The sequence below is a fragment of the Albidovulum inexpectatum genome (assembly GCF_002927635.1).
In the GTDB taxonomy this organism is placed as follows: domain Bacteria; phylum Pseudomonadota; class Alphaproteobacteria; order Rhodobacterales; family Rhodobacteraceae; genus Albidovulum; species Albidovulum inexpectatum.
This window is the reverse complement of sequence record NZ_PRDS01000002.1, coordinates 236,134-258,217: the sequence shown is the minus strand read 5'-3', so window position 1 is coordinate 258,217 and position 22,084 is coordinate 236,134. Positions and strand designations below refer to the sequence as shown.

Here is a 22,084-nt window from a genome sequence, read left to right as displayed (position 1 = left end):
CTCGTGCAGATAGACAATTACCAGATCGGAAAGACCCGATGACACATTCGATCGCGATTCTTGGCGCCTCTGGCTATACCGGCGCGGAACTGATCCGTATCATTGCAACCCATCCGCAGCTGCGGATCGCGGCGTTGTCCGCCGACCGCAAGGCCGGGCAAGAGATGTCCGATGTCTATCCGCATCTTCGGCATCTGGACCTGCCGCGCCTGTGCACGATTGACGAGATCGATTTTGACAAGATCGAATTGTGCTTTGTCGCCCTGCCACATGGGTTGAGCCAGGCCCTGGTGCGCGACTTGCCGCGCCATGTGAAGGTCGTGGACCTTGGGGCCGATTTTCGCCTGCGCGATCCCGCGGCCTACGAGAAATGGTATGGGGCGCCCCATGCCGCGCCCGAGTTGCAGAAAGAGGCCGTCTATGGCCTGACCGAGTTTTATCGCGACCAGATTCGGACAGCGCGGCTGGTCGCGGGCACGGGCTGCAATGCCGCGACGGTGCAGTACGCCCTGCGCCCGCTGATCGAGCGACGGCTGATCGATCTGGATGACATCATATGTGATCTGAAGAACGGAATTTCGGGCGCGGGGCGTGCGGCCAAGGAGGCGATGCTGTTCACCGAGCGCGCGAGCGACGTCCTGGGCTATTCACAGGGGGGCAAGCATCGTCATCTGGGTGAGTTCGACCAGGAATTCAGCGCGATCGCGGGCCGCAAGGTCGAGATCATCTTCACGCCACATCTGGTGCCGATGTCGCGCGGCATCCTTGCGTCGTGCTATGTCAAGGGCGACGCGCATGCCATCCATTCGGCACTGGCCGAGCGTTACGCGGATGAGCCCTTCATTCGCGTTCTTCCCTTTGGCAAGGCACCGGGGACCGGTGGCGTGCTCGGGTCGAATTTCTGCGATATCGGCGTCGTTGGCGACCGCAAGCCGGGCCGGGCGATGGTCGTCGCGGCGCTGGACAATCTGAACAAGGGATCATCAGGTCAGGCGGTGCAGAATGCCAACCTGATGCTGGGCCTGCCCGAGACATCCGGGCTGATGCTGTCCCCCGTATTCCCATGAGGGCCGAATGAAGGGATTGAAGAAACAGCGCCGTATCCAGATCATCGTTCTGGCCTTTCTGGCGATGGGGGCCAGCTTTGCGGCCTTCTATCTGGCGGCACCGGATGCCCTGCAATATTTTCGCGCGCCCAGCGAGGTCGTCGAAAGCCCGCCGGGACCGAACGAGACCTTTCGCATCGGCGGATTGGTGGAAGAGGGCAGCCTGGTCCGCGGTCAGGGCGCCGAGATCACGTTTCGCGTGACCGATGGCGGGGCGGCGATCCCCGTGCGCTATGAAGGCGTTCTGCCGGACCTGTTCGGAGAGGGCGAGGGCGTGGTGGCGACCGGCCGCCTGGTCGATGGAACCTTCGTCGCGACCGAGATCCTGGCCAAGCATGACGAAACATACATGCCCAAGGAGGTCATAGACGCCCTGAAGGAGCAGGGCGTCTATGTGGATCCGAACGCTGGTCCAGCGACGAATTAACCATTTTTCTGCAGCCTTCCCCCGCAACTTTTCGGGGGAAGGCCAGATGCACAGCGTTCAGGACATTGCGCGATCCATCATCGCCCGCGAGGGCGGTTACGTGAATGACCCCGCCGATCCGGGGGGCGCAACGAAATATGGCATCACGATTCACACGATGCGGCGCTTGGGGCTGGATCTGGACGGCGACGGGCGCGTGACAGCGAATGACGTGAGGGAGCTGAGCCGCGATCAGGCCGAGCGCATCCTGATCGATCAGTATTTTCGCAAGCCGCGGATCGACATGCTTCCGCCCATCCTGCAGCCGTCCGTCTTTGACATGTATGTCAATTCCGGCTCGACCGCGGTTCGGCTTCTGCAGGGTCTTCTGAATGAGATGGGTTTCGATCTGGTCGTTGACGGCGTGATCGGCCCGCTGACGGCGGGTGCGGCATGGCGCGCCTGTGCCGATGATCCGGTGCTGGTCGCGGATGCCTATGGAATCGCGCGGCGCAACTACTATTACGCGCTGGCTGATGCGCGACCTGCAAGCCGCAAGTTTGCGCGGCGGCGGGATGGCGGGAAAGGGGGCTGGATCCGGCGGGCGGAAGAGTTCATCTCGCCCCGCTTTCATCTGAGCGACGCCGAGCATCGTGAGAGGACTGCCAAATGGGGCTGATATCGCGCTTGATCTCGGGGGGCGGTGCCGAGGCCATCGGTCGGGCCGCGACGGGTGTGGCCGAAGTCTTTACCCCGAACGCGACGCGGCAGATGGAGAACGCCCATGCCGCCTATATCGCAGCGCTTGGTCAACTTGGCGCGGAATTCGGTTGGGCCGGCGATGGCGCGTTCGACAGGTTCGTGAATGGGATGAATCGTCTGCCTCGGCCGTTGCTGGCCTTCGGGACGATTGCGTTGTTCGTTCACGCGATGATCGACCCCGAGGGATTTTCCCGCCGCATGGTCGGCCTGTCCCTGGTGCCCGAACCGCTGTGGTGGCTGCTGGCGGCGATCGTCGGCTTCTACTTTGGCGCGCGCGAGGCTCACTATCTGCGCTTGCGTGGCGCGGTCGCCGCGGGGCGGCCGTCCGGGGCCAAAGCGGCGCAAAAGACGGGTAATCCCGCTCTGGAGGAATGGCGCCGCCGCGGCGGCTGACCCTGCGGCGGCAGCGGGATATCGGCAGCGGGAACAAAGTTCTGCGACATCGCATCGCAGCCCATTGGCGCGGGCTCTCCGGATCTCTATGATCCGCGGCATGATTGCAGAGCTTGGTCATTTCACACTCATTCTGGCGCTGATGATCGCCGCCGTTCAGGCGACGATCCCCATGATCGGTGCACACAAGGACTGGCGCGACTGGATGGCCGTCGGCGGCCCGGCCGCGACGGCACAGGTCCTTGCGCTGGCGGTGTCATTCGCCGCGCTGACCCATGCCTTTGTCACGTCGGATTTCTCGCTGCGCCTGGTCGTGCTGAACTCGCATACCGCCAAGCCGATGCTTTACAAGGTATCGGGCGTATGGGGGAACCACGAAGGCTCGATGCTGCTCTGGGTTCTGATCCTTGCGCTGTTCGGCGCTTCGACCCATTGGTTTGGCCGCAATCTGCCGGATCGCCTGAAGGCCCGGGTGCTGGGCGTGCAGGGACTGATCGGCGTTGCCTTCCTGGCCTTCATCATCTTCACGTCGAACCCCTTCCTGCGCCTTGCCGAGCCACCCTTTGACGGGCAGGACCTGAACCCATTGCTGCAGGATCCTGGGCTGGCCTTCCATCCGCCGTTCCTCTACCTCGGCTATGTCGGGCTTTCGGTGGCCTTCTCCTTTGCCGTCGCGGCGCTGATCGAAGGACGCGTCGACGCAGCCTGGGCGCGGTGGGTGCGTCCGTGGACGCTTGCGGCCTGGATGTTCCTGACCGTCGGCATCGCGCTGGGGTCGTGGTGGGCCTACTACGAACTCGGCTGGGGCGGGTTCTGGTTCTGGGACCCGGTCGAGAATGCCAGCTTCATGCCATGGCTGATCGCCGCGGCGCTGCTTCATTCGGCCATCGTCGTGGAAAAGCGAGAGGCGCTGAAGAGCTGGACGATCCTGCTGGCGATCCTTGCCTTCGGATTCTCGCTGATCGGGACGTTCATCGTGCGATCGGGCGTCATCACTTCGGTCCATGCCTTTGCCAATGACCCCGAACGCGGCGTGTTCATTCTGGGCATACTTGCCTTCTTTGTTGGCGGCGCACTGACGCTTTACGCCGCGCGCGCGTCTGCGATGCAGGCAAAGGGCGTGTTCGGTTTCGTCAGCCGAGAATCGGCTTTGGTCCTGAACAACGTCCTTCTGGCCGTATCAGCTTTTGTGGTGTTTGTCGGAACAATCTGGCCGCTGGTGGCCGAGCTTGCCTTCTCGCGAAAGCTGTCGGTCGGGGCACCGTTCTTCAACCAGGCATTCACGCCCTTCATGATCATCCTGGCGATCATTCTGCCCATCGGGGCCATGCTGCCTTGGAAACGGGCGCGGATCGGGCGCACCTTGCGTCACCTGCGCGGCGCGGCTGTCGTCGCGGTGGCCTTCGCCTTGCTGGCCTATGCAATGGGAACCGGACGTTCGGCGCTGGGCCCGATTGGCGTAGGCCTGGGTGTGTGGCTGATCGCGGGGGCGGCCAGCGATATCTGGCTTCGGGCGGGACATGTCCGGGCGCGACTTGCGCGCCTGCCGCGCGCCGACTGGGGCAGGGCGATCGCCCATGCAGGACTTGGCGTCACCTTCATCGGCATCGCTTGCCTTACCGCGTGGGATGTCGAGGATATCCGCGTGGTGCGCGAAGGCGAAACGTTCAACGTTGCGGGCTATGACATCACCCTGGACCGGGTCGAGCGCGTTCAGGGCCCGAACTACATTTCGACCATGGCCACATTCCATGTCGCACGGGATGGTCGCGAGATCGCCGTGCTGCACCCCGAAAAGCGTGTATATCCGGTCGCCGGCATGCCCACGACAGAAGCCGCCATCGCCAATGGGGTGTGGCGCGACATCTATCTGGTCATCGGCGACCCGCAGGATTCCGGGGGCTGGGCGGTCCGCACTTACATCAAGCCCTTCGCCAACTGGATCTGGGCGGGTGCGATCATGATGGCGCTTGGGGGGCTGGCCAGCCTGTCAGACAGACGCTATCGCGTGGCGGCAGGCGCGCGGCGGGGCGCGGCCGCCATCCCGCAACCGGCAGAGTAGGATTCCCATGCGCGCGGCCCTTGTTGCCCTGATGATCCTTGTGGCCCTTCCCGCCGCGGCCGTTCAGCCCGACGAGGTGCTGGACGATCCGGTTCTGGAGGCGCGCGCCCGGGAATTGTCCAAGGGGCTGCGCTGCCTTGTCTGCCGCAATGAGAATATCGACGAATCGAATGCGGATCTGGCGCGGGACCTGCGAATTCTGGTCCGCGAGAGGCTTAAGGCAGGCGACAGCGACGAAGAGGTAATCGCCTATCTTGTGGATCGGTACGGCGAATATGTTCTGCTGCAGCCGACGGCTCGGGGCGAAAACCTGATCCTGTGGATTGCAGGGCCGGCCATGTTTCTGGCCGCGCTGGCGGGGGCGGGGTTGTATCTGCGGCGGCGCCGCAACGGTCGCGAGGAAACCGCTCAACCGCTTAGCGCCGAAGAGGAAGCCCGCCTGCGAGAGATCCTTGGCGACTAGGCGCGGGTGACGCAGGGTTTCGCTTTCCCGAACCCAGGCGCCGGTTAATCTGCCCCGTGAAACGCGGGAGGATTCCATGGATTTGCAGACTGTCACGCATGAGCTTCGAGAAGGCATCGCGATCGTCACGCTGAACCGGCCCGAGGTGATGAACGCCCTGAATGCGCGAATGCGGGCCGAGATCACCCATATCCTGACCGAAGGACTGGGGGATGCGCGCGTGGTGGTTCTGACCGGCGCCGGACGGGGCTTTTGCTCGGGACAGGACCTGTCCGACGGCTCGGCCTTGCAAAAGGGGCTGGAGCGCGTTCTGGCCGAGGAATACGAACCCATGCTGCGCGCGATCGTCGATTGCCCCGTGCCGGTGATCGCAGCGGTGAACGGCGTCGCGGCCGGAGCGGGTGCAAATCTTGCATTGGCCTGTGACGTCGTCATTGCCGCAGAAAGTGCCAGTTTCGTCCAGGCATTCACGCGTATCGGCCTGATACCCGATGCGGGTGGGACCTGGTTCCTGCCGCGCCTTGTGGGCCTTGCCCGAGCCATGGGGGCCGCGCTCTTCGCCGAGAAGATCACCGCGCGACAGGCGGCGTCCTGGGGAATGATCTGGGAATGCGTCGCGGATGAGGCGTTCGAGAAAACATGGCAGGCGCGCGCGATGCACCTGGCCCAGGGGCCCAGCCGCGCCTATCGTCGCCTGCGCGCGGCCATGCGGGCCGCAGCCGCGAACGATCTTGAGGCACAGCTAGCGCTTGAGGCGCGTCTGCAAGGTGAATGCGGCGGCGATGCCGATTTCCGCGAGGGCATCCAGGCTTTCCTTGAAAAGCGCCCCCCCGTTTTCAAGGGCTGCTGAGCCCGCGCCTCGCCGGGCTTGACCCGAATCTGCCCGTGCGCCCACACTGAATGCCCTGGGTGCCGCCGCATCGCGTGGGCCTCGAGCGGCGCGGGGCCGGTTCCGGCGCGCGCCCCGATCCGCCGCAAAGGGGGGGTGGCGATGCGCTGTATCGTGTTCATGGGGCCCAGCCAGTCGGGCAAGACGGAACTGGTTCACGCCTTGTCAACGCTGGAGGGCGCCCAGCCGGAAACCGAAGACCTGGGCAGGCTTAAGATCACGCGCTTTGCCTTCATGGGCCAGGAATGGGGGGCGATCGATCTTCACGGCGGTCCAGAGGACGCTCGGATGGCCGGCGCGGCGCTCATGGCTGCCGATGCGGCCGTATTGTGTGTGACACCCGAGACGGAATCCGCCGTTCTGGCCGCGCCATGGTTGCGCGCGGTCGAGTCCGCCAGCGTCCCGTGCTTTCTGTTCATCAACAAGATGGATGCCGCGCGGAGCCGGGTCCGCGATGTCGTTGCAGCCCTTCAGGGCTATTCCTCGCATCCGATCGTCCTGCGCCAGATCCCGATCCGCGAAGATGGTCGAATCGTCGGGGCAATCGATCTGATCTCGGAACGGGCGTGGCGCTATCGCGAGGGCGGGCCATCGCAACTGATCGAGATGCCGCGCGACGCAGCCGAACGCGAGAACGAAGCCCGCGCCGAGTTGATGGAACAGATGTCGGATTACGACGACGCGCTGCTGGAGGAGCTGATCGAAGATCACGAACCCGGCTCGGACGCCTTGTTCCACATCGTTCGGCGCGAAACGCAGGAGCGACAGATCGTGCCGGCCTTCCTTGGGGCCGCCAGTCATCGCAATGGCGTGCTGCGCCTTATGAAGGCCTTGCGCCATGAGGTCCCCGAGGTGGAGGTGCTCAGGGACCGCCTGGGCAACGACCGGGCCGTGGCTGTCGCCTTTCACGGACAGATGCGCAAGCATCTGGGAAAATGCGTGTTGCTGCGCAGCCTTGGCGCAACGCTGCATGTGGGCGACAAGCTGGCGGGGGCCGGAATTGGCGGCCTGATCGGTCCGGGTGGAAAGGCAGGGGCCGATCGGATCCCGCCGGGCGCGCTGGGGCTGGCGGTCAAGTCCGACCACCTTTCGGCGGGAAGCGTGCCAAGCCCCGATAGCGCAGCGCCCGCGCCGGATTGGGCGCGGAGCTGCCCTCCGTCCCTGGCTCGGATCATCCGCCCCGAGAATGAGCGCGACGAGACGCGATTGTCGGCCGCGCTCCAGCGACTGGCCGAGATCGATCCGATGCTGAGCGTCGAGCAGGATACCGGCTCGGGGCATCCGGTGGTCCGGTTCCAGGGCCCCATCCACGAACGCGAGGTGCTTGCCATTCTTGCCGAGGAAATGGGCCTGTCCGTTGCGACCGAAGCGCCCGCACCCCGGTATCTGGAAACCGCATCGCAATCGGTCGAACATCATTATCGCCATCGCAAGCAGACCGGCGGTGCGGGTCAATTCGCCGATATCGCCTTTACCTTGCGGCCAAATTCCCGCGGATCGGGATTCGAGTTTTCCGAAACGGTCAAGGGCGGCGCGGTGCCAAGAAACTATATCCCGGCCGTCGAGGAAGGCTTCCGCGACGCGCTAGGCCAGGGACCGCTCGGTTTTCCCGTCACCGATATCGTCGTCACCCTGACGGATGGCAAGCACCACGCCGTGGACAGTTCCGACCACGCATTCCGCACCGCCGCGCGCATGGGTCTGCGCGAGGCGCTGGCCAAGGCAGGGCCGGTCCTGCTGCAGCCGATCAATCGCGTCACGATTCATGTCCCCTCGGTGCATTCGGGGGCGATGGTGTCGCTGATTTCCTCGCTGAAAGGGCAGGTCCTGGGGTTCGAGCCCCATCCCGCCCATCGTGGCTGGGACCTGTTCCGGGGCTTGCTGCCCGCTTCGGCCGAAGAGGATCTGGTCATGGCGCTTGGTTCAGCCACCCAGGGAACGGCCTGGCATCAATCGGAATTCGATCACTACGAGGAAATTCACGGCAAGGAGGCCGAGAGGATCGCGAAAGAGCGGGCGAAAGCCTCGGCCTGACTTGCGGTTTCCCGAAAGCGAAACGGCCGCCCATCGGGCGGCCGTCGGCAAGATCATCACGATCCGCGCTGCTCCAGATCGACATAGTCGCGCCGCGTATGGCCGATATACAGCTGGCGCGGACGGCCGATCTTCTGTGTCGGATCGGTCAGCATCTCCTTCCACTGCGAGATCCAGCCCACCGTGCGGCTGACGGCAAAGATCGGCGTGAACATCGACGTGGGGAAGCCCATCGCCTCGAGGATGATGCCCGAATAGAAATCGACGTTCGGGTACAGCTTCTTCTCGATGAAGTAGTCGTCCTGCAGCGCGATGCGCTCCAGCTCCTTGGCGACCTGAAGCGTCGGGTTGTTCTTGATGCCCAAGAGGTCCAGCACCTCGTCGGCCGATTCCTTCATCACCTTCGCGCGCGGGTCGAAGTTCTTGTACACCCGGTGCCCGAAACCCATCAGGCGGAACGGGTCGTTCTTGTCCTTGGCGCGCTTGATGTATTCGGGGATGCGGTCAACCGAGCCGATTTCACGCAGCATCTCGAGGCAGGCCTGGTTGGCGCCGCCATGCGCGGGCCCCCACAGGCAGGCGATGCCGGCCGCGATACAGGCAAACGGGTTTGCCCCCGAAGAACCGGCAAGCCGAACGGTCGAGGTCGATGCGTTCTGCTCGTGATCGGCATGCAGCATCATGATGCGATCCATCGCGCGCGCCAGTTCGGGGCGAACGATGTAGGGCTCGCACGGCACGGCAAAGCACATGTGCAGGAAGTTGGCCGCGTAATCGAGGTCGTTGCGCGGATAGATGAAAGGCTGGCCGATCGAATACTTGTAGGCCATCGCCGCGATCGTAGGCACCTTGGCGATCATGCGGATCGCCGCCACCTCGCGCTGCCAGGGGTCCGAAATGTCGGTCGAATCGTGATAGAAGGCCGACATGGCGCCGACCACGCCGACCATCGTGGCCATCGGGTGGCTGTCGCGCCGGAAGCCGCGGAAGAAATAGTGCATCTGTTCATGCACCATCGTATGCCGCGTGATCCGCTCCTCGAAATCGGCCAGCTGTTCCGGCGTGGGCAGTTCGCCGTACAGAAGCAGGTAGCAGACCTCAAGATAGTGCGACTTTTCGGCCAGCTGCTCGATCGGGTAGCCGCGATACAGCAATTCGCCCTTGTCGCCATCAATATAGGTGATGGCGCTGTCGCAAGAGGCGGTCGAGGTAAAGCCCGGATCGTAGGTAAAGACGCCGGCTTCCGAATACAGCTTTCGGATGTCGATGGCGTCGGGGCCCACGGTGGGCTGCAGAACGGGAAGCTCGATCGTCTTTCCGTTCACGCTGAGGGTGGCTGTCTTGTTTACCTTGTCCATCTCGGCTCCCTATTGTTCGGACCCGGCGCGGACGTGCCGGGCATTTCCCACGCGGCGAGAACCAGCGTGGCGCTGTTCATCAGGCCGTCGCATCCTTCAGCCGGGCGAGCGTTTCGTCACGCCCAAGCACGAGCATCATGTCGAAGACGCTGGGGCTGACCGTCCGGCCAGCAAGGGCCGCGCGCAACGGACCCGCGATCTTGCCCAATCCGATTCCGTTTGCCTCGGCCACTTCGGCCACCACGGCTTCCAGCTTGTCCCGATCCCAGCTAGCATTTTGCAGCTGCGGCGTCAATTGATTCAGTATACCACGGGATACTGAATCCAGGATCTTTGCTGCCTTTTCGTCGGGTTCGACCGGACGATCGATCAGGGCGAAATGCGCCTTGTCCAGAAGGTCCGGAAAGGTCTTGGCCCGGTCCTTCACGCAATACAGCGCGCGCGAAAGCCGCTGTTTCTGCTTGTCTGTCAGTTCGGGCCGTCCGGAGGCCTTCATGAAGGCCTCCAGCTCGGCCATCAGCGCATCGTCGTCCATTGCGGCGATGTGCAGGCCACAGATATGTTCCAGCTTCTTGAAGTCCAGCCGCGCGGGCGCACGGCCGATCCCGTCCAGATCGAACCAGGCCATGGCTTGGGCGTCCGTGAAGAATTCGTCATCGCCATGGCTCCAGCCCAGGCGGGCCAGGTAGTTGCGCATACCCGCAGCCGGGTATCCCATGGCCTGATACTGTTCCAGACCGACCGCGCCGTGACGCTTTGACAGTTTCTTGCCATCGGGGCCGTGGATCAGCGGGATATGGGCAAAGACCGGGACCTCCCAGCCCATGGCGTGATAGATCTGCATCTGGCGCGCGGCGTTGTTCAGGTGGTCGTCGCCGCGGATGACATGGGTCACCCCCATGTCGTGATCGTCCACCACGACGGCAAGCATGTAGGTCGGGGTTCCGTCGGAACGCAGCAGCACCATGTCATCAAGCTGATCGTTGCGAAAGGTCACGTCACCCTGAACGGCGTCCCGGACCACGGTTTCGCCATCGCGCGGCGCCTTCAGCCGAATGACATAGGGCGCATCGGGATGGGTCGCGGGGTCCGCGTCACGCCAGGGGCTGAGGAACATGGTCGAGCGACCCTCTGCCTTGGCCTGGTCGCGAAATGCCGCGATTTCATCGGGTGTCGAAAAGCACTTGTAGGCATGCCCGGTTTCCAGCATCCGACGCGCCACTTCGGCGTGGCGCTCGGCCCGGGCGAACTGGCTGATCGGCTCGCCGTCCCAGTCCAGCCCCAGCCATTTCAACCCCTTGAGAATGGCATCGGTCGCCTCGGGCGTCGAACGCTCGCGGTCGGTATCTTCGATCCGCAGCAGGAATTTCCCGCCACGGCCGCGCGCGTAGAGCCAGTTGAACAGGGCAGTGCGCGCGCCCCCGATATGCAGATAACCAGTGGGCGAGGGGGCAAAGCGCGTCACGACAGGGCGGTCGGAGGCTTGCATCTGGGTGGTGTCTGTCATGGAACGAACCTTTCGCATCCGGTTGGCGCGGGGCGCCAGCCTGTTCGATTTGGCGTTAACCTTTCGGAAACCTTGTGGCTTCACGCTTTGCAACGTCATTAGGCAAAGCCGGGGTAGGAAACAAGGTGCGCCTTCGCCACGGGCTGATCGATGCGCTTGGCGCGGCGCGGGCACGGATCGTGCTGTGGGCGCCGGTTCTGATCGGTTGTGGAATCGGTGCGTATTTCAGCTTGCCCCGGGAACCCGGTTTGGCAGAAATAATCCTGATGGCCGCCACCGTCCTGATCGGAGGCACCATCGGTCTTTTCGGGCCCTGGACGATACAGGCGCCTGCCTTGTGGCTTGCTCTGATCGGGGCGGGCGTTCTGCTGGCCGATCTTCGGGCCAACCTGGTCGCGGCACCCGTCCTGCCGCACCGCTATTACGGGCCGGTCGAAGGCAGGATCGTCGATATCGGCCGGTCGAGCACAGATCTGCTGCGGCTGACCCTTGGGGATGTCGTTCTTCAGGGGCTCGATCGCAGGGAAACTCCGCATCGCGTGCGGGTAACCTTGCATGGCGATCAGCCGCACTTGCGCCCCGAACCCGGGATGGTCGTCATCCTGACGGCGCATCTTTCCCCGCCGAACGGCCCCGTCGAGCCCGGAGGGTTCGACTTCCGCCGACTTGCATGGTTCCAATCGCTCGGTGCGGTGGGATACACCCGCACGCCGGTTCTGGCCTTGGCAAGACCCGAAGGTGCGGCGCAATGGCCAGGGCGCCTGCGTCACTGGATTGCCCAATCGATCCGCGCGCGCATATCCGGGCAGCCGGGCGCATTGGCCGCGGCGCTGCTGAGTGGCGATCGGTCCGGGCTTGACCGACACAGCATTTCGGTCTTGCGCGCCGCGAACCTGTCGCACCTGATCGCAATCTCGGGGCTGCACATGGGATTGCTGACGGGGTTCGTCTTTGCCGCCTGCCGATACGGAATGGCTTTGCTGCCCGCCCTTGCGCTGCGCATCGAGACGAGGAAAGCGGCGGCCATCGTCGCACTTGCCGCAGGGGCATTCTACCTGATGCTGGCCGGGCCAAGTGTCGCAACCCGGCGGGCCTTCGTCATGGTCGCGGTGATGCTTCTTGCCGTTCTGGCTGATCGGCGCGCCGTGTCGTTGAACTCGGTTGCCCTTGCAGCCTTGATCATACTGACCCTCGAACCCGAGTCGCTGCTGGGACCGGGCTTTCAGATGAGCTTTGCCGCCACGGTCGCGCTGATCGTGACCTATCAGGCCTGGCTGAGGTTGCGAGATCGCGTTCCCGGATTGGTCAGGCCGGTGGCATTGCTGGCGCTGTCGTCCCTGGCGGCCGGTCTTGCGACTGCTCCGATCTCGGCCGCGCAATTCAATCGGCTGGCGGAATACGGCCTGTTGGCGAACATTCTCGCAGTGCCGCTGATGGGGGCAATCGTCATGCCGGCGGGCGTGATTGCGGCGGTGCTTGCACCTGTGGGACTGGCCGAGCCAGCGCTTTGGGTCATGGGGCAGGGAACCGCTCTCATCCTCGTCATTGCCGATTGGGTCGCGGGGCTGGACGGAGCCGTTCGCCCGGTCATGGCGCCGCCCGATTTCGTTCTTCCGCTGCTTGCCGCAAGCGCGCTTTCCCTGGTGCTGACGCAGGCCCACATCCTGCGCATTGCCGCGGCTCTGGGAATTGCGTTCGGCTTTGCGTCATGGGCCATCGCCGAACGGCCGGTCATTCTGGTCGCACCCGATGCCGCGCTGGTCGGCGTCATGGGCCCCGAGGGAAGGGTGCTGTCACGCGCGCGCGGCGCAGGGTTTGCCGCGCAGAACTGGCTGCAGAACGACGGTGATCTGGCCGATCAGGCCCAGGCCGCGGAAAGGGCGGGCTTCGATGGATTCAAGGGAGAGCGGCGCGCCCAGATCATGGGGCGGGCAATCGTTCACCTGGGCGGAAAGGGGACAAAGGATCGCGTCGGCCCAAACTGCATCGATGGCGCCATCATCGTTCTTGCGGCCGATTGGAACGAATCCACGCCCGCGAACTGCCTGTTGATCGACCGGTCGATGTTGCGGCGAACCGGTAGCCTTGCCCTGCATCCCTCGCACCACGGCGTCGAGATCGTCGCGGCGAACGCAATCGCGGGTCATCGACCCTGGACCTCGTATGCAGACAAGGCCGGGCGTCAGTAGCTTCGGATCAGTCCGACCAGTTTGCCTTGCACCTTGACCCTGTCTTCGGGCAGGACGCGCGTCTCGTAGGCGGGGTTCGCGGCCTCCAGCGCGATCATGCCGCCCTTGCGGCGGAAGCGCTTCAGCGTTGCTTCGTGGCCTTCGACAAGGGCAACGACGATATCGCCATTGTCGGCGGTGCCCTGTTCGCGGATGATCACGATGTCGCCGTCATTGATGCCGGCTTCGATCATTGAATCGCCCCGGACCTCCAGCGCGTAATGCTGACCGCTGCCCGAAAGCAGCGAGCCGGGCACCGCAACATGGCGCGACACTTCCGAGATGGCCTCGATCGGCACGCCGGCCGCGATACGCCCCATCAGCGGGATCTCCAGCGCGTCCACGGATATGTCCATGGCCTCGCGCGGTCGCGCAGGCGGACGGTCCCCCTTGACGAGCCGAGGCGCAAAACCGGACTTGTCGCCCTTTTCCAGCGATTCCGGCAGGCGGACAATCTCGATGGCGCGGGCGCGATGGGCAAGCCTGCGGATGAAGCCGCGTTCCTCCAGCGCGGTGATCAGGCGGTGAATGCCCGATTTCGAGCGCAGGTTCAGCGCGTCCTTCATCTCGTCGAACGAGGGAGGAACGCCATCCTGCGCCAGCCGCGCATGTATGAATTCAAGAAGCTCCAGCTGTTTGCGCGTCAGCATTCCATATCCTCTTCGCCCAATGGTTCAAGGAATGTTCTATGCGTGTTCGTGCTTTGTGTCAACGGCCCTGGCGGCGTCACTCCAGCGTTTTCAAGGGGATAAACCGAACCTCTTCGCCACGCTCGCGCGGACCGTCCTGTGCCGGACGGATCAGCAGCGCATCGGCATCGGCCATCACGGTCAAGAGCGCGCTGCCCTGCCGGTCGAATGGCGTCACCACGGTCTGGCCGTCTGCATCGGACAGGCGCGCGCGCATGAAATGCGTTCGCGGTCCGTTGGCGGCGACATCCGTGCCCAGCCGGCCACGCCGCGTCGGAAGCGGTGCCTTGGGCAATCCGTGCAGGGCGCGCAACATCGGCCGCAAGAAGATATGGCCGCAAACGATTGACGAAACAGGATTCCCCGGCAGACCAAGCATGATCGACCGGCCCAGGCGTCCGGCCATCAGGGGCTTGCCGGGGCGCATCGCCACCTTGTGGAACGATTGTTCGGCCCCCGCCGACCCAGCAACCTTGGCGACAAGGTCGTGATCGCCGACCGACGCGCCGCCGATCGTGACGATCAGGTCGGCATCGCGTGCCAGATCCAGAGCGTAACGCAACGATTCCTCATCATCTCGCGCGATTGGCAGGATTCTTGCGGTCGCGCCTTCCTCTTCGGCGATCGCGGCCAGGGCAAAGCCATTCGACGCGATGATCTGGTCGGGCCCCGGCGTTTCTCCGGGCATGACAAGTTCATCGCCGGTCGACAGGATGGCCACATCAGCCCTGTGATGGACCGTGACGCGAGGCACGTTCATGGCCGCGATCAGGGCCAGATCCGCCGGGGACAGCCGGCGACGCGGATGAAAACGGAAGCCATCTTCAAAATCCTGTCCCGCGGGGCGGACATGGCGGGCCTCTTCCAGCGAGTTACCCAGCGTGATCGTGTCGCCGTCGCGCTCAACGTCTTCTTGCAGCACGACGCGTTCGGCACCTTCGGGCACGGGCGCGCCGGTGAAGATGCGAACGGCCTCTCCCAAGGAAACGGCTCCCGAATAGCCGCGGCCGGCGGCCGATGTGCCGATCACCTTCAACTTGCACCCGGGACGGTGATCCGCGTCGCGAATGGCGTAGCCATCCATCGCCGAGGCCGCGAAGGGCGGCTGGGCGCGGCGCGCGGTGGCTGGTTCGGCAAGAACCCTTCCCGCGGCTTCGCGCAGGTCAATCATCTCGGTCGCCAGCGGTTCGCACAGTTCCAGAACGCGCTCGAGGGCGACTTCAACCGGGATCATGGGTCAACCCTCCGAGCTGGCCTCGTAGCGACCGGACTTGCCGCCATCTTTCAAAACAACCCGCAAGCCCCCGATATCCATAGATTTTTCTGCCGCCTTCAGCATGTCGTAAACCGTCAGGGCGCAGACCGAGGCCGCTGTCAGCGCCTCCATCTCGACCCCGGTCTGCCCGGTCGTGCGGACGGTTGCGGTGATGCGCACGCCGGGCAGTCGTTCATCCGGCACCAGATCGATGGACACCTTGGTGATGGGAAGCGGGTGGCATAGCGGGATCAGGTCCGAGGTTTTCTTGGCCGCCATGATCCCGGCAATCCGCGCCACCCCCAGAACGTCCCCTTTCCGGGCGCGTCCCTCGGTTACCAATGCCAGCGTCTCGGGCCGCATCCGCACGAACGATTCCGCAACCGCGATGCGATCGGTGACGGCCTTGTCCGAGACATCGACCATATGCGCATGGCCTTCGGCGTCGAAATGGGTCAGGGTCATCTATGCCTCCACCGGATTGGCCAGCAGCGCACGGGTCGCGGCCGCGACGTCAGGCTGTCGCATCAGGCTTTCGCCGACAAGGAAGGACCGCGCGCCGCAGCGGGCCATCTGCGCCAGATCGGACGGCGTGAACAGCCCACTTTCGCAGACCAGTCGACGATCGGACGGAACCATCGGCGCCAGTCGCCGCGTTACGTCAAGGCTGACCTCGAAGGTCTTGAGATTTCGGTTGTTTACGCCGATCAGGCGGGAATCCAATCGCAGGGCGCGTTCCATCTCGGCCTCGTCATGCACCTCGATCAGGGCATCCATGCCCCAGTGATGCGCGGCATCGACCAGCTCGGCAGCCAGCGCATCATCGACGCTTGCCATGATGACGAGGATGCAATCGGCACCCCATGACCGGGCCTCGGCGACCTGATAGGTGTCATACAGAAAGTCCTTGCGCAGAACGGGCAGCGAAACCGCCGCGCGTGCCGCGATCAGGTATTCCGGCGCTCCCTGAAACGAAGGCGCATCCGTCAGGACCGAAAGGCAGGCCGCGCCGCCCTCTTCATAGGCGCGCGCCAGCGCGGGTGGATCGAAATCCTCTCGTATCAGGCCCTTGGAGGGCGAAGCTTTCTTGATTTCCGCGATCAGGCCATATCCCCTGGACTCGGCCCGCTCCAGGGCGGCGTCAAAGCCGCGCACGGGGGCAGCAGCGCGCGCCTCTGCCTCGATGCCGGATTGCGGGCGCGCGCGCTTGGCCTGCGCGATCTCTTCCAGCTTGTAGCTCTTGATCTTGTCCAGAATGTGCATGTCGTCGTTCTACCCTTGGCAAGCTTGCGCGAAAAGCCCCGACATCGGCAGGGTGGCTATGCCCATCGTATTGGCGCCTGGCCATGTGCAATCAGCCATTCGTTGACGCGGCTGAAGGGGCGCGAGCCAAAGAACCCGCGATGCGCGGACAGGGGCGAGGGATGCGCGCTCATCACCTTCAGATGGTCCGGGTTCTTCAGATGGCGCGCGGCAATACTTTGTGCGGGTCCGCCCCACAGAAGGAAGGCGCGCGGCGTATCGTCCAGCCGTGCAAGCACCTGCGCCACCAGCCGGTCCCAGCCGATGCGTGCGTGCCCCTTGGGCTGACCTGCCGGAACGCTCAGCGCGGTATTCAGCAGCAACACGCCCTGTTCGGCCCAATCCGAAAGATCCTGCCGGGTTCTCTCGACGCCCAGATCGTCTCGCAGCTCGCGAAAGATGTTGCCAAGACTGCCCAATGGCCCCCGAAAGTCCGGTGCGATCGAAAAGGCCAGCCCGTCGGCCTTGCCGGGGCTGTGATAGGGGTCCTGTCCCAGGATCACCACGCGAACGTCCCTGGGGGCACAAGCCTGCAGCGCGGCAAAGATCCGGGGCGCGGGCGGATAGACGGGGCGATCTTCGGCCGCGATATGCGCCGCGATTGCGGGCCAGTCATCCCGAAAGAATGTAAGGTCGGCCCATGCTGCCGGGACTTCGGCAAGCGGTGCGGGATCGGCGGCCGCGCTCATTCGGCCGGAACCGCGCGGGCCAGCGCAGCAACCTTTTCCGCCGCGCGCCCGCTGTCGATGCTCTCGGCCGCCATCTCGACGCCTTCGCGCAGGTTCGCGGCCTTGCCCGCAACCAAGAGCGCCGCCGCCGCGTTCAGCAGGACCGCATCGCGGTAGGCTCCCTTTTCACCGGCCATCAGCGCACGCAACGCGGCGGCGTTCTCCTGCGGTGTTCCGCCAAGGATGGCATCGAACGGATGAACGGGAAGCCCCGCTTCCTCGGGGTGGATTTCGAATTCATGCACCTTGCCGTCGCGCAGCTCGGCCACATGGCTGACGGCCGAGATCGCAAGCTCGTCGGTGCCATCGCCGCCATGGACAAGCCAGGCGCGTTCCGACCCAAGGGCAGCCAGAACCTCGGCCATCGGCCGGATCCAGTCGCGCGAGAAGGCACCCGTCAGCTGGCGCCTGACGCCGGCGGGGTTCGTCAGCGGACCCAGAAGATTGAAGATCGTCCGCGTTCCCAGCTCTGTCCGTGCGGGCATGACGTGGCGAATGGCCGGGTGATGCATGGGCGCCATCATGAAGGCAATGCCGCATTCGGCCAGCGCGCGTTCGACGGTTTCCGGCCCGACCATGACATTGATGCCAAGCTGCGTCAGCGCATCGGCCGCGCCCGATTTCGACGACAGGTTGCGGTTGCCATGCTTGGCCACCACCACCCCCGCGCCGGCCACGACAAAGGCCGTGGCGGTCGAGATGTTCAGCGTGCCCTTGCCGTCACCGCCCGTGCCGACGATGTCGATCGCACCCGAAGGCGCGCGCACCGCCCGGCACTTGGCGCGCATCACCTTTGCCGCGGCGGCGATCTCGTCCACGGTTTCCCCGCGCGTGCGCAGGGCCATCAGAAAGCCCCCCATCTGCGCCGGGGTCGCGGCCCCCTCGAAAAGGGCCTCGAAGGCGGCTTCGGCTTCGGCAGGCGTCAGCGGCCGGTCTGCGGCAATTCCGATCAGCGGGCGGATGTCGGGGGCAGTCATGCGGATTCCTTCAGCGGCTGAACGGGGATCTGCGCTTCTTCAAGGAAGTTGCGCAGCATGTCGTGTCCATGCTCCGAGGCGATCGACTCGGGGTGGAACTGCACGCCTTCGATCGGCAGCTCGCGATGGCGCAGGCCCATGATCGTGCCATCCTCGAGCCATGCGGTCACTTCCAGGCAATCCGGCAGGGTTTCGCGTTCGACGATCAGCGAATGATAGCGGGTGGCCAGCAGCGGCGAGGGCAGGGCGCGGAACACGCCCTGTCCGGCATGGTGGATCGTGCCCATCTTGCCATGCACGATCTCGCCCGCCCGAACAACGCGGCCGCCGAAGGCCTGGCCGATCGTCTGATGCCCCAGGCAGACGCCCAGAAGCGGCGTGCGCGTTTCCGCCGCCGCCAGTGTCAGCGCAAGGCAGATGCCCGCCTGATCGGGGTCGCAGGGGCCGGGGGACAGCACGATCGCCTGCGGCTTCATCGCCATGGCCTGCTGGACATCCAGGGCATCGTTCCGGCGGACGACGACCTCGGCGCCCAATTCGCCAAAATAATGCACCAGGTTGTAGGTGAAGCTGTCGTAGTTATCGATCAGAAGCAACATAGGCGGACCTTTGGCCTGCGGGCGCATATTCGGGGGTGAATAGCGGCATCCCTTCGGGTTATACATCGCGCTATACATGGTCAGAGCCGCGCATCCGGGTCAAGGGATGACGCGGCCCCGAACAAGACGAAACGCAGGACGGAACAGGCGGAGGCAGTCGTGGCAGGTGGTGTGATGCGGGGCCTGCTGGCCGGCACGGTGGTCAGCACTTTTGCGCTTGCGGGGGTTTCGCTGATGGCGCCGCCCGTGCGCATTGCCGAACGTATCGGCGCGACCGACCTTTCGGATGCCAACGCGCAAGTTCCGCCGCAGGACTTCGCGGCACCGGAAGCCGCAAGCGCCCCGGCCAGTCCCGAGCCCGCGCAGGAACCGCCCGCGCAGGAACCGATGGTGCCCGCACCGGGCGATGCGGAACCGCCCGCGCCCATCCCCGAAGCAGAGCCACAGCCTGCAGACCGCCCCGAAACCCCGATCGTGGAACCGCCCGCGGGATCCGAATTCACGCGCGAGCGGCCCGACACGGAACCCATGGCCCCGGCAGTCGAGCCCGCACCCGAGGCGCCCGAGGTCGCATCGCCCAGTGTGCCGGAAGCCGACGCGACGCCTCGGCCGAGCGATGGATTGCCCGCGCCCGTTCCCGAAGCCGCGACATCCATTCCCGACGGGATCGACGCGCCGACCGAAGGATCAGAAAGCCTGCCGCAGGCGGTCGAGGACGAAAACCCCGCACGCTTGGGCGAGGGCCTGGACCAGATGGTGGACAGCCCGGATGCCTCGCCCGCGATCGACCGGTCGATCACTCAGCCCCCGGCGATCGCGCCCGCGCCGCCAGCCGAAAGCGGGATCGTCACCCCCGCCAGCGAGCCTGCCGCTGACGTCGCGCAGCCCGGCGCGGATCTGCCGAAGGTCATCGCGGTCGAGCCCGAGCCGGATACCCCATCGCAAGACGAGTTGGGCGTGCAGACCGGTCTGACCGCGCCGGGCAATGGCGCCATCCGTCTGCCGCGGATCGGCGATCCGGTCCAGGAACAGGCAGAGCCCGCCGAGGAAGTCGAGCAAGCCGAGGCGCCCGCTACGGTCACGGCGCTGGAGCGTTTCGCCGTCCGCGTCGAGCGAGCCGACGGCGCCCCAGTGGTTGCGGTCGTTCTTGCAGATGAACCGGACGCGCCGATGAAGGCCGAAGAGATCGCCGCGATCGGACAGCCGGTCACGGTTGCCGTGGACCCGCTTGCGCCGAACGCCGCCGCCCGGGCGCGTGCGTTGCGCGCTGCTGGTCTGGAGGTCGCGATCCTGTTCCCGGACATGCCCGCAAATGCGGCCGCCTCGGATGTCGAGATTGCCTGGCAAGGCTTCCTTGAGGCCGTGCCCGAGGCAATCGGGATCGTCAGCCTGCCGACAAGTCCGTTGCAAAAAGACAGGACGCTTGCCCAGCACGTGGCCGAGCTGGCAGCCGAGGATGGCCGCGCATTGGTCAGCGTCAAGCGCGGTCTGAATGCTGCCAGGCAGGTTGCCGAGTCGCTCGGCGTGCCAAGCGCCAGCATCGATCGGCTGCTGGATGCGCGCGGCGAGTCGCGCCTGTCCATCCGGCGCTATCTTGACATGGCAGCGCTTGACGCCCGCCGTTCGGGCGAAGTCGTCGTTCTGGGGCGCGCGCGTCCGGAAACGGTGGCCAGCCTGAAGGCCTGGGTCGCGGATGGTGCAAGCAACATGGTCGTGGCACCGGTGTCGGCGGTGCTGTTGAGCCGGCAGTGACGGGGCCGAAGCCCGCCGCCCGGCGGGCCATTCTTGCGCAGGATACAGGCTTGCGGCCCTAGCTGTTGCGGCCGGTATCGACGAACATCCCGGCGGCCTCGGCCGCGGCCTTCAACGCCTTGGCCTTGTTCACCGTTTCCTGGAATTCGGCTTCGGGGTCGCTGTCATGGACGACGCCCCCTCCGGCCTGGATATACAGCTTGCCATCCTTGACCACGGCCGTGCGCAGCGCGATGCAGAAATCCATCTCGCCATTGGCCGCGAAATAGCCGACGCCGCCGCCATAGATGCCTCTCTTTTCCGGCTCGAGTTCGTCGATGATCTCCATCGCGCGGACCTTTGGCGCGCCCGAGACCGTGCCCGCGGGCAGGCCGGCCAGCAGGGCCGACAACGCGTCCTGGTCCTCGCGCAGCTCGCCAACGACATTCGAGACGATGTGCATCACATGGCTATAGCGTTCGATGATGAATTTCTCGGTCGGGCGCACGGTGCCGATGCGCGCCACGCGGCCGACATCGTTGCGGCCTAGATCCAGCAGCATCAGGTGTTCGGCCAGCTCCTTCTGGTCGGCCAACAGATCGGCCTCGAGCGCGCGGTCTTCCTCGGGGGTGCGGCCCCGGGGGCGGGTGCCAGCGATCGGGCGGATCGTGACTTCGCCATCGCGCACGCGGACCAGGATTTCGGGGCTGGCGCCAACGATCTGGAAGTCGCCGAAATTGAAGAATGTCAGGAAAGGCGACGGGTTCGTGCGTCGAAGGCTGCGATACAGGGCAAAGGGCGGCAGGTTGAACTCGGCCGTCCAGCGCTGCGACGGAACGACCTGAAAGATGTCGCCCGCGCGGATATATTCCTTGGCTTTCTCGACGGCGGCCCGATAGCCCTCGGGGGTGAAGTTCGACGTCATCTCGCCCAGATGCGCGGCATTGCCCAGAGAACGGCTGCTGCCGACGGGCGCGCGCTCGAGATCGCGAACCGCATCCATCACGCGTTCGGCCGCCTGTGCATAGGCCGCCCGGGCCGACAGGCCTGACGATACCCAGGCGGGCGAGCAGACCGTGACCTCGCCCTTCACGCCGTCCAGCACCGCCACGACCGTCGGTCGGATCAGGACCGCGTCCGGCACGCCGATCGGGTCGGGCTTGACGTTGGGCAGGTGCTCGACAAGCCGGACCATGTCATAGCCCAGATAACCGAACAGCCCCGCGGCGATTGCCGGGATGCCTTGTGGCATCTCGATGCGGCTTTCGGCGATCAATGCGCGCAGGGCCTCCAGCGGGTGATCGGGCTGATCCTCGAACGCATCGGAATCATAGCGCGCCTGTCGATTGATCCGGCTGCCTTCGCCCCGGCATTCCCAGATCAGATCGGGTTTCAGCCCGACGACCGAGTAGCGTCCACGCACCTCGCCGCCAGTGACGCTTTCCAGCATGAAGCTCATCGGCCCGGCATCGGCCAGCTTCAGCATCAGCGAGACCGGCGTATCCAGATCGGCCGCCAGTCGCACATGGACCAGCTGGTTCTTTCCCTGCTCCCAGGCGCGGGCAAATTCGTCAAAGCTGGGCGAGATCTGCACG

General features: G+C 65.0%; 20 protein-coding genes. 10 read left to right on the top strand and 10 right to left on the bottom strand.

Going from position 1 to position 22,084, the window contains the following annotated elements:
• Positions 1-38: 38 nt before the first annotated feature.
• The 8 genes from argC (at position 39) to LV82_RS04510 (ending at position 8,115) form a co-directional block, all read left to right on the top strand.
• On the top strand, positions 39-1,067 hold the full coding sequence (gene argC / locus LV82_RS04545) for an N-acetyl-gamma-glutamyl-phosphate reductase (RefSeq protein ID WP_104069528.1): 1,029 nt from the start codon (positions 39-41) through the stop codon (positions 1,065-1,067).
• A 7-nt stretch (positions 1,068-1,074) separates the two neighbouring features.
• A complete protein-coding gene (gene ccmE / locus LV82_RS04540) occupies positions 1,075-1,533 on the top strand; it encodes a cytochrome c maturation protein CcmE (RefSeq protein ID WP_104069527.1) in 459 nt (152 codons plus the stop codon).
• 46 nt (positions 1,534-1,579) lie between these two features.
• Positions 1,580-2,191 carry a holin-associated N-acetylmuramidase gene (locus LV82_RS04535; RefSeq protein ID WP_104069526.1) on the top strand — a complete coding sequence of 204 codons (612 nt, stop codon included), beginning with the start codon at positions 1,580-1,582 and terminating at the stop codon, positions 2,189-2,191.
• The gene (locus LV82_RS04530; protein WP_104069525.1) at positions 2,182-2,667 is read left to right on the top strand and encodes a holin family protein; all 486 of its coding nucleotides are present in this window, start codon (positions 2,182-2,184) and stop codon (positions 2,665-2,667) included. The genes LV82_RS04535 and LV82_RS04530 overlap by 10 nt, the downstream gene beginning before the upstream one ends.
• Before the next feature lie 100 nt (positions 2,668-2,767).
• Positions 2,768-4,729: a heme lyase CcmF/NrfE family subunit gene (locus LV82_RS04525; RefSeq protein WP_104069774.1), complete on the top strand. Its 1,962-nt coding sequence runs from the start codon at positions 2,768-2,770 to the stop codon at positions 4,727-4,729.
• Positions 4,730-4,736: 7 nt separating this feature from the next.
• Positions 4,737-5,192: a cytochrome c-type biogenesis protein gene (locus LV82_RS04520; protein WP_104069524.1), complete on the top strand. Its 456-nt coding sequence runs from the start codon at positions 4,737-4,739 to the stop codon at positions 5,190-5,192.
• Between the two features lie 76 nt (positions 5,193-5,268).
• Positions 5,269-6,042 carry an enoyl-CoA hydratase-related protein gene (locus tag LV82_RS04515; RefSeq protein ID WP_104069523.1) on the top strand — a complete coding sequence of 258 codons (774 nt, stop codon included), beginning with the start codon at positions 5,269-5,271 and terminating at the stop codon, positions 6,040-6,042.
• Between the two features lie 141 nt (positions 6,043-6,183).
• Positions 6,184-8,115, top strand: coding sequence for an elongation factor G (locus LV82_RS04510; RefSeq protein WP_104069522.1), 1,932 nt, complete (start codon positions 6,184-6,186; stop codon positions 8,113-8,115).
• Between the two features lie 56 nt (positions 8,116-8,171).
• On the opposite strand, the gene gltA is transcribed toward LV82_RS04510, so the two are convergent.
• Entirely contained in the window at positions 8,172-9,473 is a 1,302-nt protein-coding gene (gene gltA / locus LV82_RS04505) for a citrate synthase (protein WP_104069521.1), read from the bottom strand.
• Positions 9,474-9,552: 79 nt separating this feature from the next.
• Positions 9,553-10,980 (bottom strand): glutamate--tRNA ligase, encoded by a 1,428-nt coding sequence (gene gltX, locus LV82_RS04500; RefSeq protein ID WP_245873067.1) that lies wholly within the window; start codon positions 10,978-10,980, stop codon positions 9,553-9,555.
• Between the two features lie 125 nt (positions 10,981-11,105).
• Between gltX and LV82_RS04495 the strand changes: the two genes are divergently transcribed.
• A complete protein-coding gene (locus tag LV82_RS04495) occupies positions 11,106-13,169 on the top strand; it encodes a ComEC/Rec2 family competence protein (protein ID WP_245873066.1) in 2,064 nt (687 codons plus the stop codon).
• Here LV82_RS04495 and lexA read toward each other — a convergent pair.
• The 7 genes from lexA to LV82_RS04460 form a co-directional block, all read right to left on the bottom strand.
• A complete protein-coding gene (gene lexA / locus LV82_RS04490; RefSeq protein ID WP_104069520.1) occupies positions 13,163-13,858 on the bottom strand; it encodes a transcriptional repressor LexA in 696 nt (231 codons plus the stop codon). The genes LV82_RS04495 and lexA overlap by 7 nt on opposite strands.
• 76 nt (positions 13,859-13,934) lie before the next feature.
• The gene (locus LV82_RS04485; RefSeq protein WP_104069519.1) at positions 13,935-15,131 is read right to left on the bottom strand and encodes a molybdopterin molybdotransferase MoeA; all 1,197 of its coding nucleotides are present in this window, start codon (positions 15,129-15,131) and stop codon (positions 13,935-13,937) included.
• 3 nt (positions 15,132-15,134) lie between these two features.
• Positions 15,135-15,617: a cyclic pyranopterin monophosphate synthase MoaC gene (gene moaC / locus LV82_RS04480; protein WP_104069518.1), complete on the bottom strand. Its 483-nt coding sequence runs from the start codon at positions 15,615-15,617 to the stop codon at positions 15,135-15,137.
• Positions 15,618-16,415, bottom strand: coding sequence for an indole-3-glycerol phosphate synthase TrpC (trpC, locus tag LV82_RS04475; RefSeq protein WP_104069517.1), 798 nt, complete (start codon positions 16,413-16,415; stop codon positions 15,618-15,620).
• Between the two features lie 56 nt (positions 16,416-16,471).
• The gene (locus LV82_RS04470) at positions 16,472-17,143 is read right to left on the bottom strand and encodes a uracil-DNA glycosylase (RefSeq protein ID WP_104069516.1); all 672 of its coding nucleotides are present in this window, start codon (positions 17,141-17,143) and stop codon (positions 16,472-16,474) included.
• The gene (gene trpD, locus LV82_RS04465; protein ID WP_104069515.1) at positions 17,140-18,159 is read right to left on the bottom strand and encodes an anthranilate phosphoribosyltransferase; all 1,020 of its coding nucleotides are present in this window, start codon (positions 18,157-18,159) and stop codon (positions 17,140-17,142) included. Before trpD ends, LV82_RS04470 begins: the two co-directional genes overlap by 4 nt.
• Positions 18,156-18,758: an anthranilate synthase component II gene (locus tag LV82_RS04460; RefSeq protein ID WP_104069514.1), complete on the bottom strand. Its 603-nt coding sequence runs from the start codon at positions 18,756-18,758 to the stop codon at positions 18,156-18,158. Before LV82_RS04460 ends, trpD begins: the two co-directional genes overlap by 4 nt.
• A 159-nt stretch (positions 18,759-18,917) precedes the next feature.
• On the opposite strand from LV82_RS04460, the gene LV82_RS04455 reads away from it, so the two are divergent.
• Entirely contained in the window at positions 18,918-20,510 is a 1,593-nt protein-coding gene (locus LV82_RS04455; protein WP_146065120.1) for a divergent polysaccharide deacetylase family protein, read from the top strand.
• Between the two features lie 58 nt (positions 20,511-20,568).
• Here LV82_RS04455 and trpE read toward each other — a convergent pair whose 3' ends face one another.
• Positions 20,569-22,083, bottom strand: a complete 1,515-nt coding sequence (gene trpE / locus LV82_RS04450; protein WP_104069512.1) for an anthranilate synthase component I — start codon at positions 22,081-22,083, stop codon at positions 20,569-20,571.
• Position 22,084: the final 1 nt, after the last annotated feature.

What these genes read in the sequence shown, in the direction of transcription:
- argC (WP_104069528.1), top strand. Translation starts at nt 39, where the DNA reads ATGACACATTCGATCGCGATTCTTGGCGCCTCTGGCTATACCGGCGCG.
- ccmE (WP_104069527.1), top strand. Translation starts at nt 1,075, where the DNA reads ATGAAGGGATTGAAGAAACAGCGCCGTATCCAGATCATCGTTCTGGCC.
- LV82_RS04535 (WP_104069526.1), top strand. Translation starts at nt 1,580, where the DNA reads ATGCACAGCGTTCAGGACATTGCGCGATCCATCATCGCCCGCGAGGGC.
- LV82_RS04530 (WP_104069525.1), top strand. Translation starts at nt 2,182, where the DNA reads ATGGGGCTGATATCGCGCTTGATCTCGGGGGGCGGTGCCGAGGCCATC.
- LV82_RS04525 (WP_104069774.1), top strand. Translation starts at nt 2,768, where the DNA reads ATGATTGCAGAGCTTGGTCATTTCACACTCATTCTGGCGCTGATGATC.
- LV82_RS04520 (WP_104069524.1), top strand. Translation starts at nt 4,737, where the DNA reads ATGCGCGCGGCCCTTGTTGCCCTGATGATCCTTGTGGCCCTTCCCGCC.
- LV82_RS04515 (WP_104069523.1), top strand. Translation starts at nt 5,269, where the DNA reads ATGGATTTGCAGACTGTCACGCATGAGCTTCGAGAAGGCATCGCGATC.
- LV82_RS04510 (WP_104069522.1), top strand. Translation starts at nt 6,184, where the DNA reads ATGCGCTGTATCGTGTTCATGGGGCCCAGCCAGTCGGGCAAGACGGAA.
- gltA (WP_104069521.1), bottom strand. Translation starts at nt 9,473, where the DNA reads ATGGACAAGGTAAACAAGACAGCCACCCTCAGCGTGAACGGAAAGACG.
- gltX (WP_245873067.1), bottom strand. Translation starts at nt 10,980, where the DNA reads ATGACAGACACCACCCAGATGCAAGCCTCCGACCGCCCTGTCGTGACG.
- lexA (WP_104069520.1), bottom strand. Translation starts at nt 13,858, where the DNA reads ATGCTGACGCGCAAACAGCTGGAGCTTCTTGAATTCATACATGCGCGG.
- LV82_RS04485 (WP_104069519.1), bottom strand. Translation starts at nt 15,131, where the DNA reads ATGATCCCGGTTGAAGTCGCCCTCGAGCGCGTTCTGGAACTGTGCGAA.
- moaC (WP_104069518.1), bottom strand. Translation starts at nt 15,617, where the DNA reads ATGACCCTGACCCATTTCGACGCCGAAGGCCATGCGCATATGGTCGAT.
- trpC (WP_104069517.1), bottom strand. Translation starts at nt 16,415, where the DNA reads ATGCACATTCTGGACAAGATCAAGAGCTACAAGCTGGAAGAGATCGCG.
- LV82_RS04470 (WP_104069516.1), bottom strand. Translation starts at nt 17,143, where the DNA reads ATGAGCGCGGCCGCCGATCCCGCACCGCTTGCCGAAGTCCCGGCAGCA.
- trpD (WP_104069515.1), bottom strand. Translation starts at nt 18,159, where the DNA reads ATGACTGCCCCCGACATCCGCCCGCTGATCGGAATTGCCGCAGACCGG.
- LV82_RS04460 (WP_104069514.1), bottom strand. Translation starts at nt 18,758, where the DNA reads ATGTTGCTTCTGATCGATAACTACGACAGCTTCACCTACAACCTGGTG.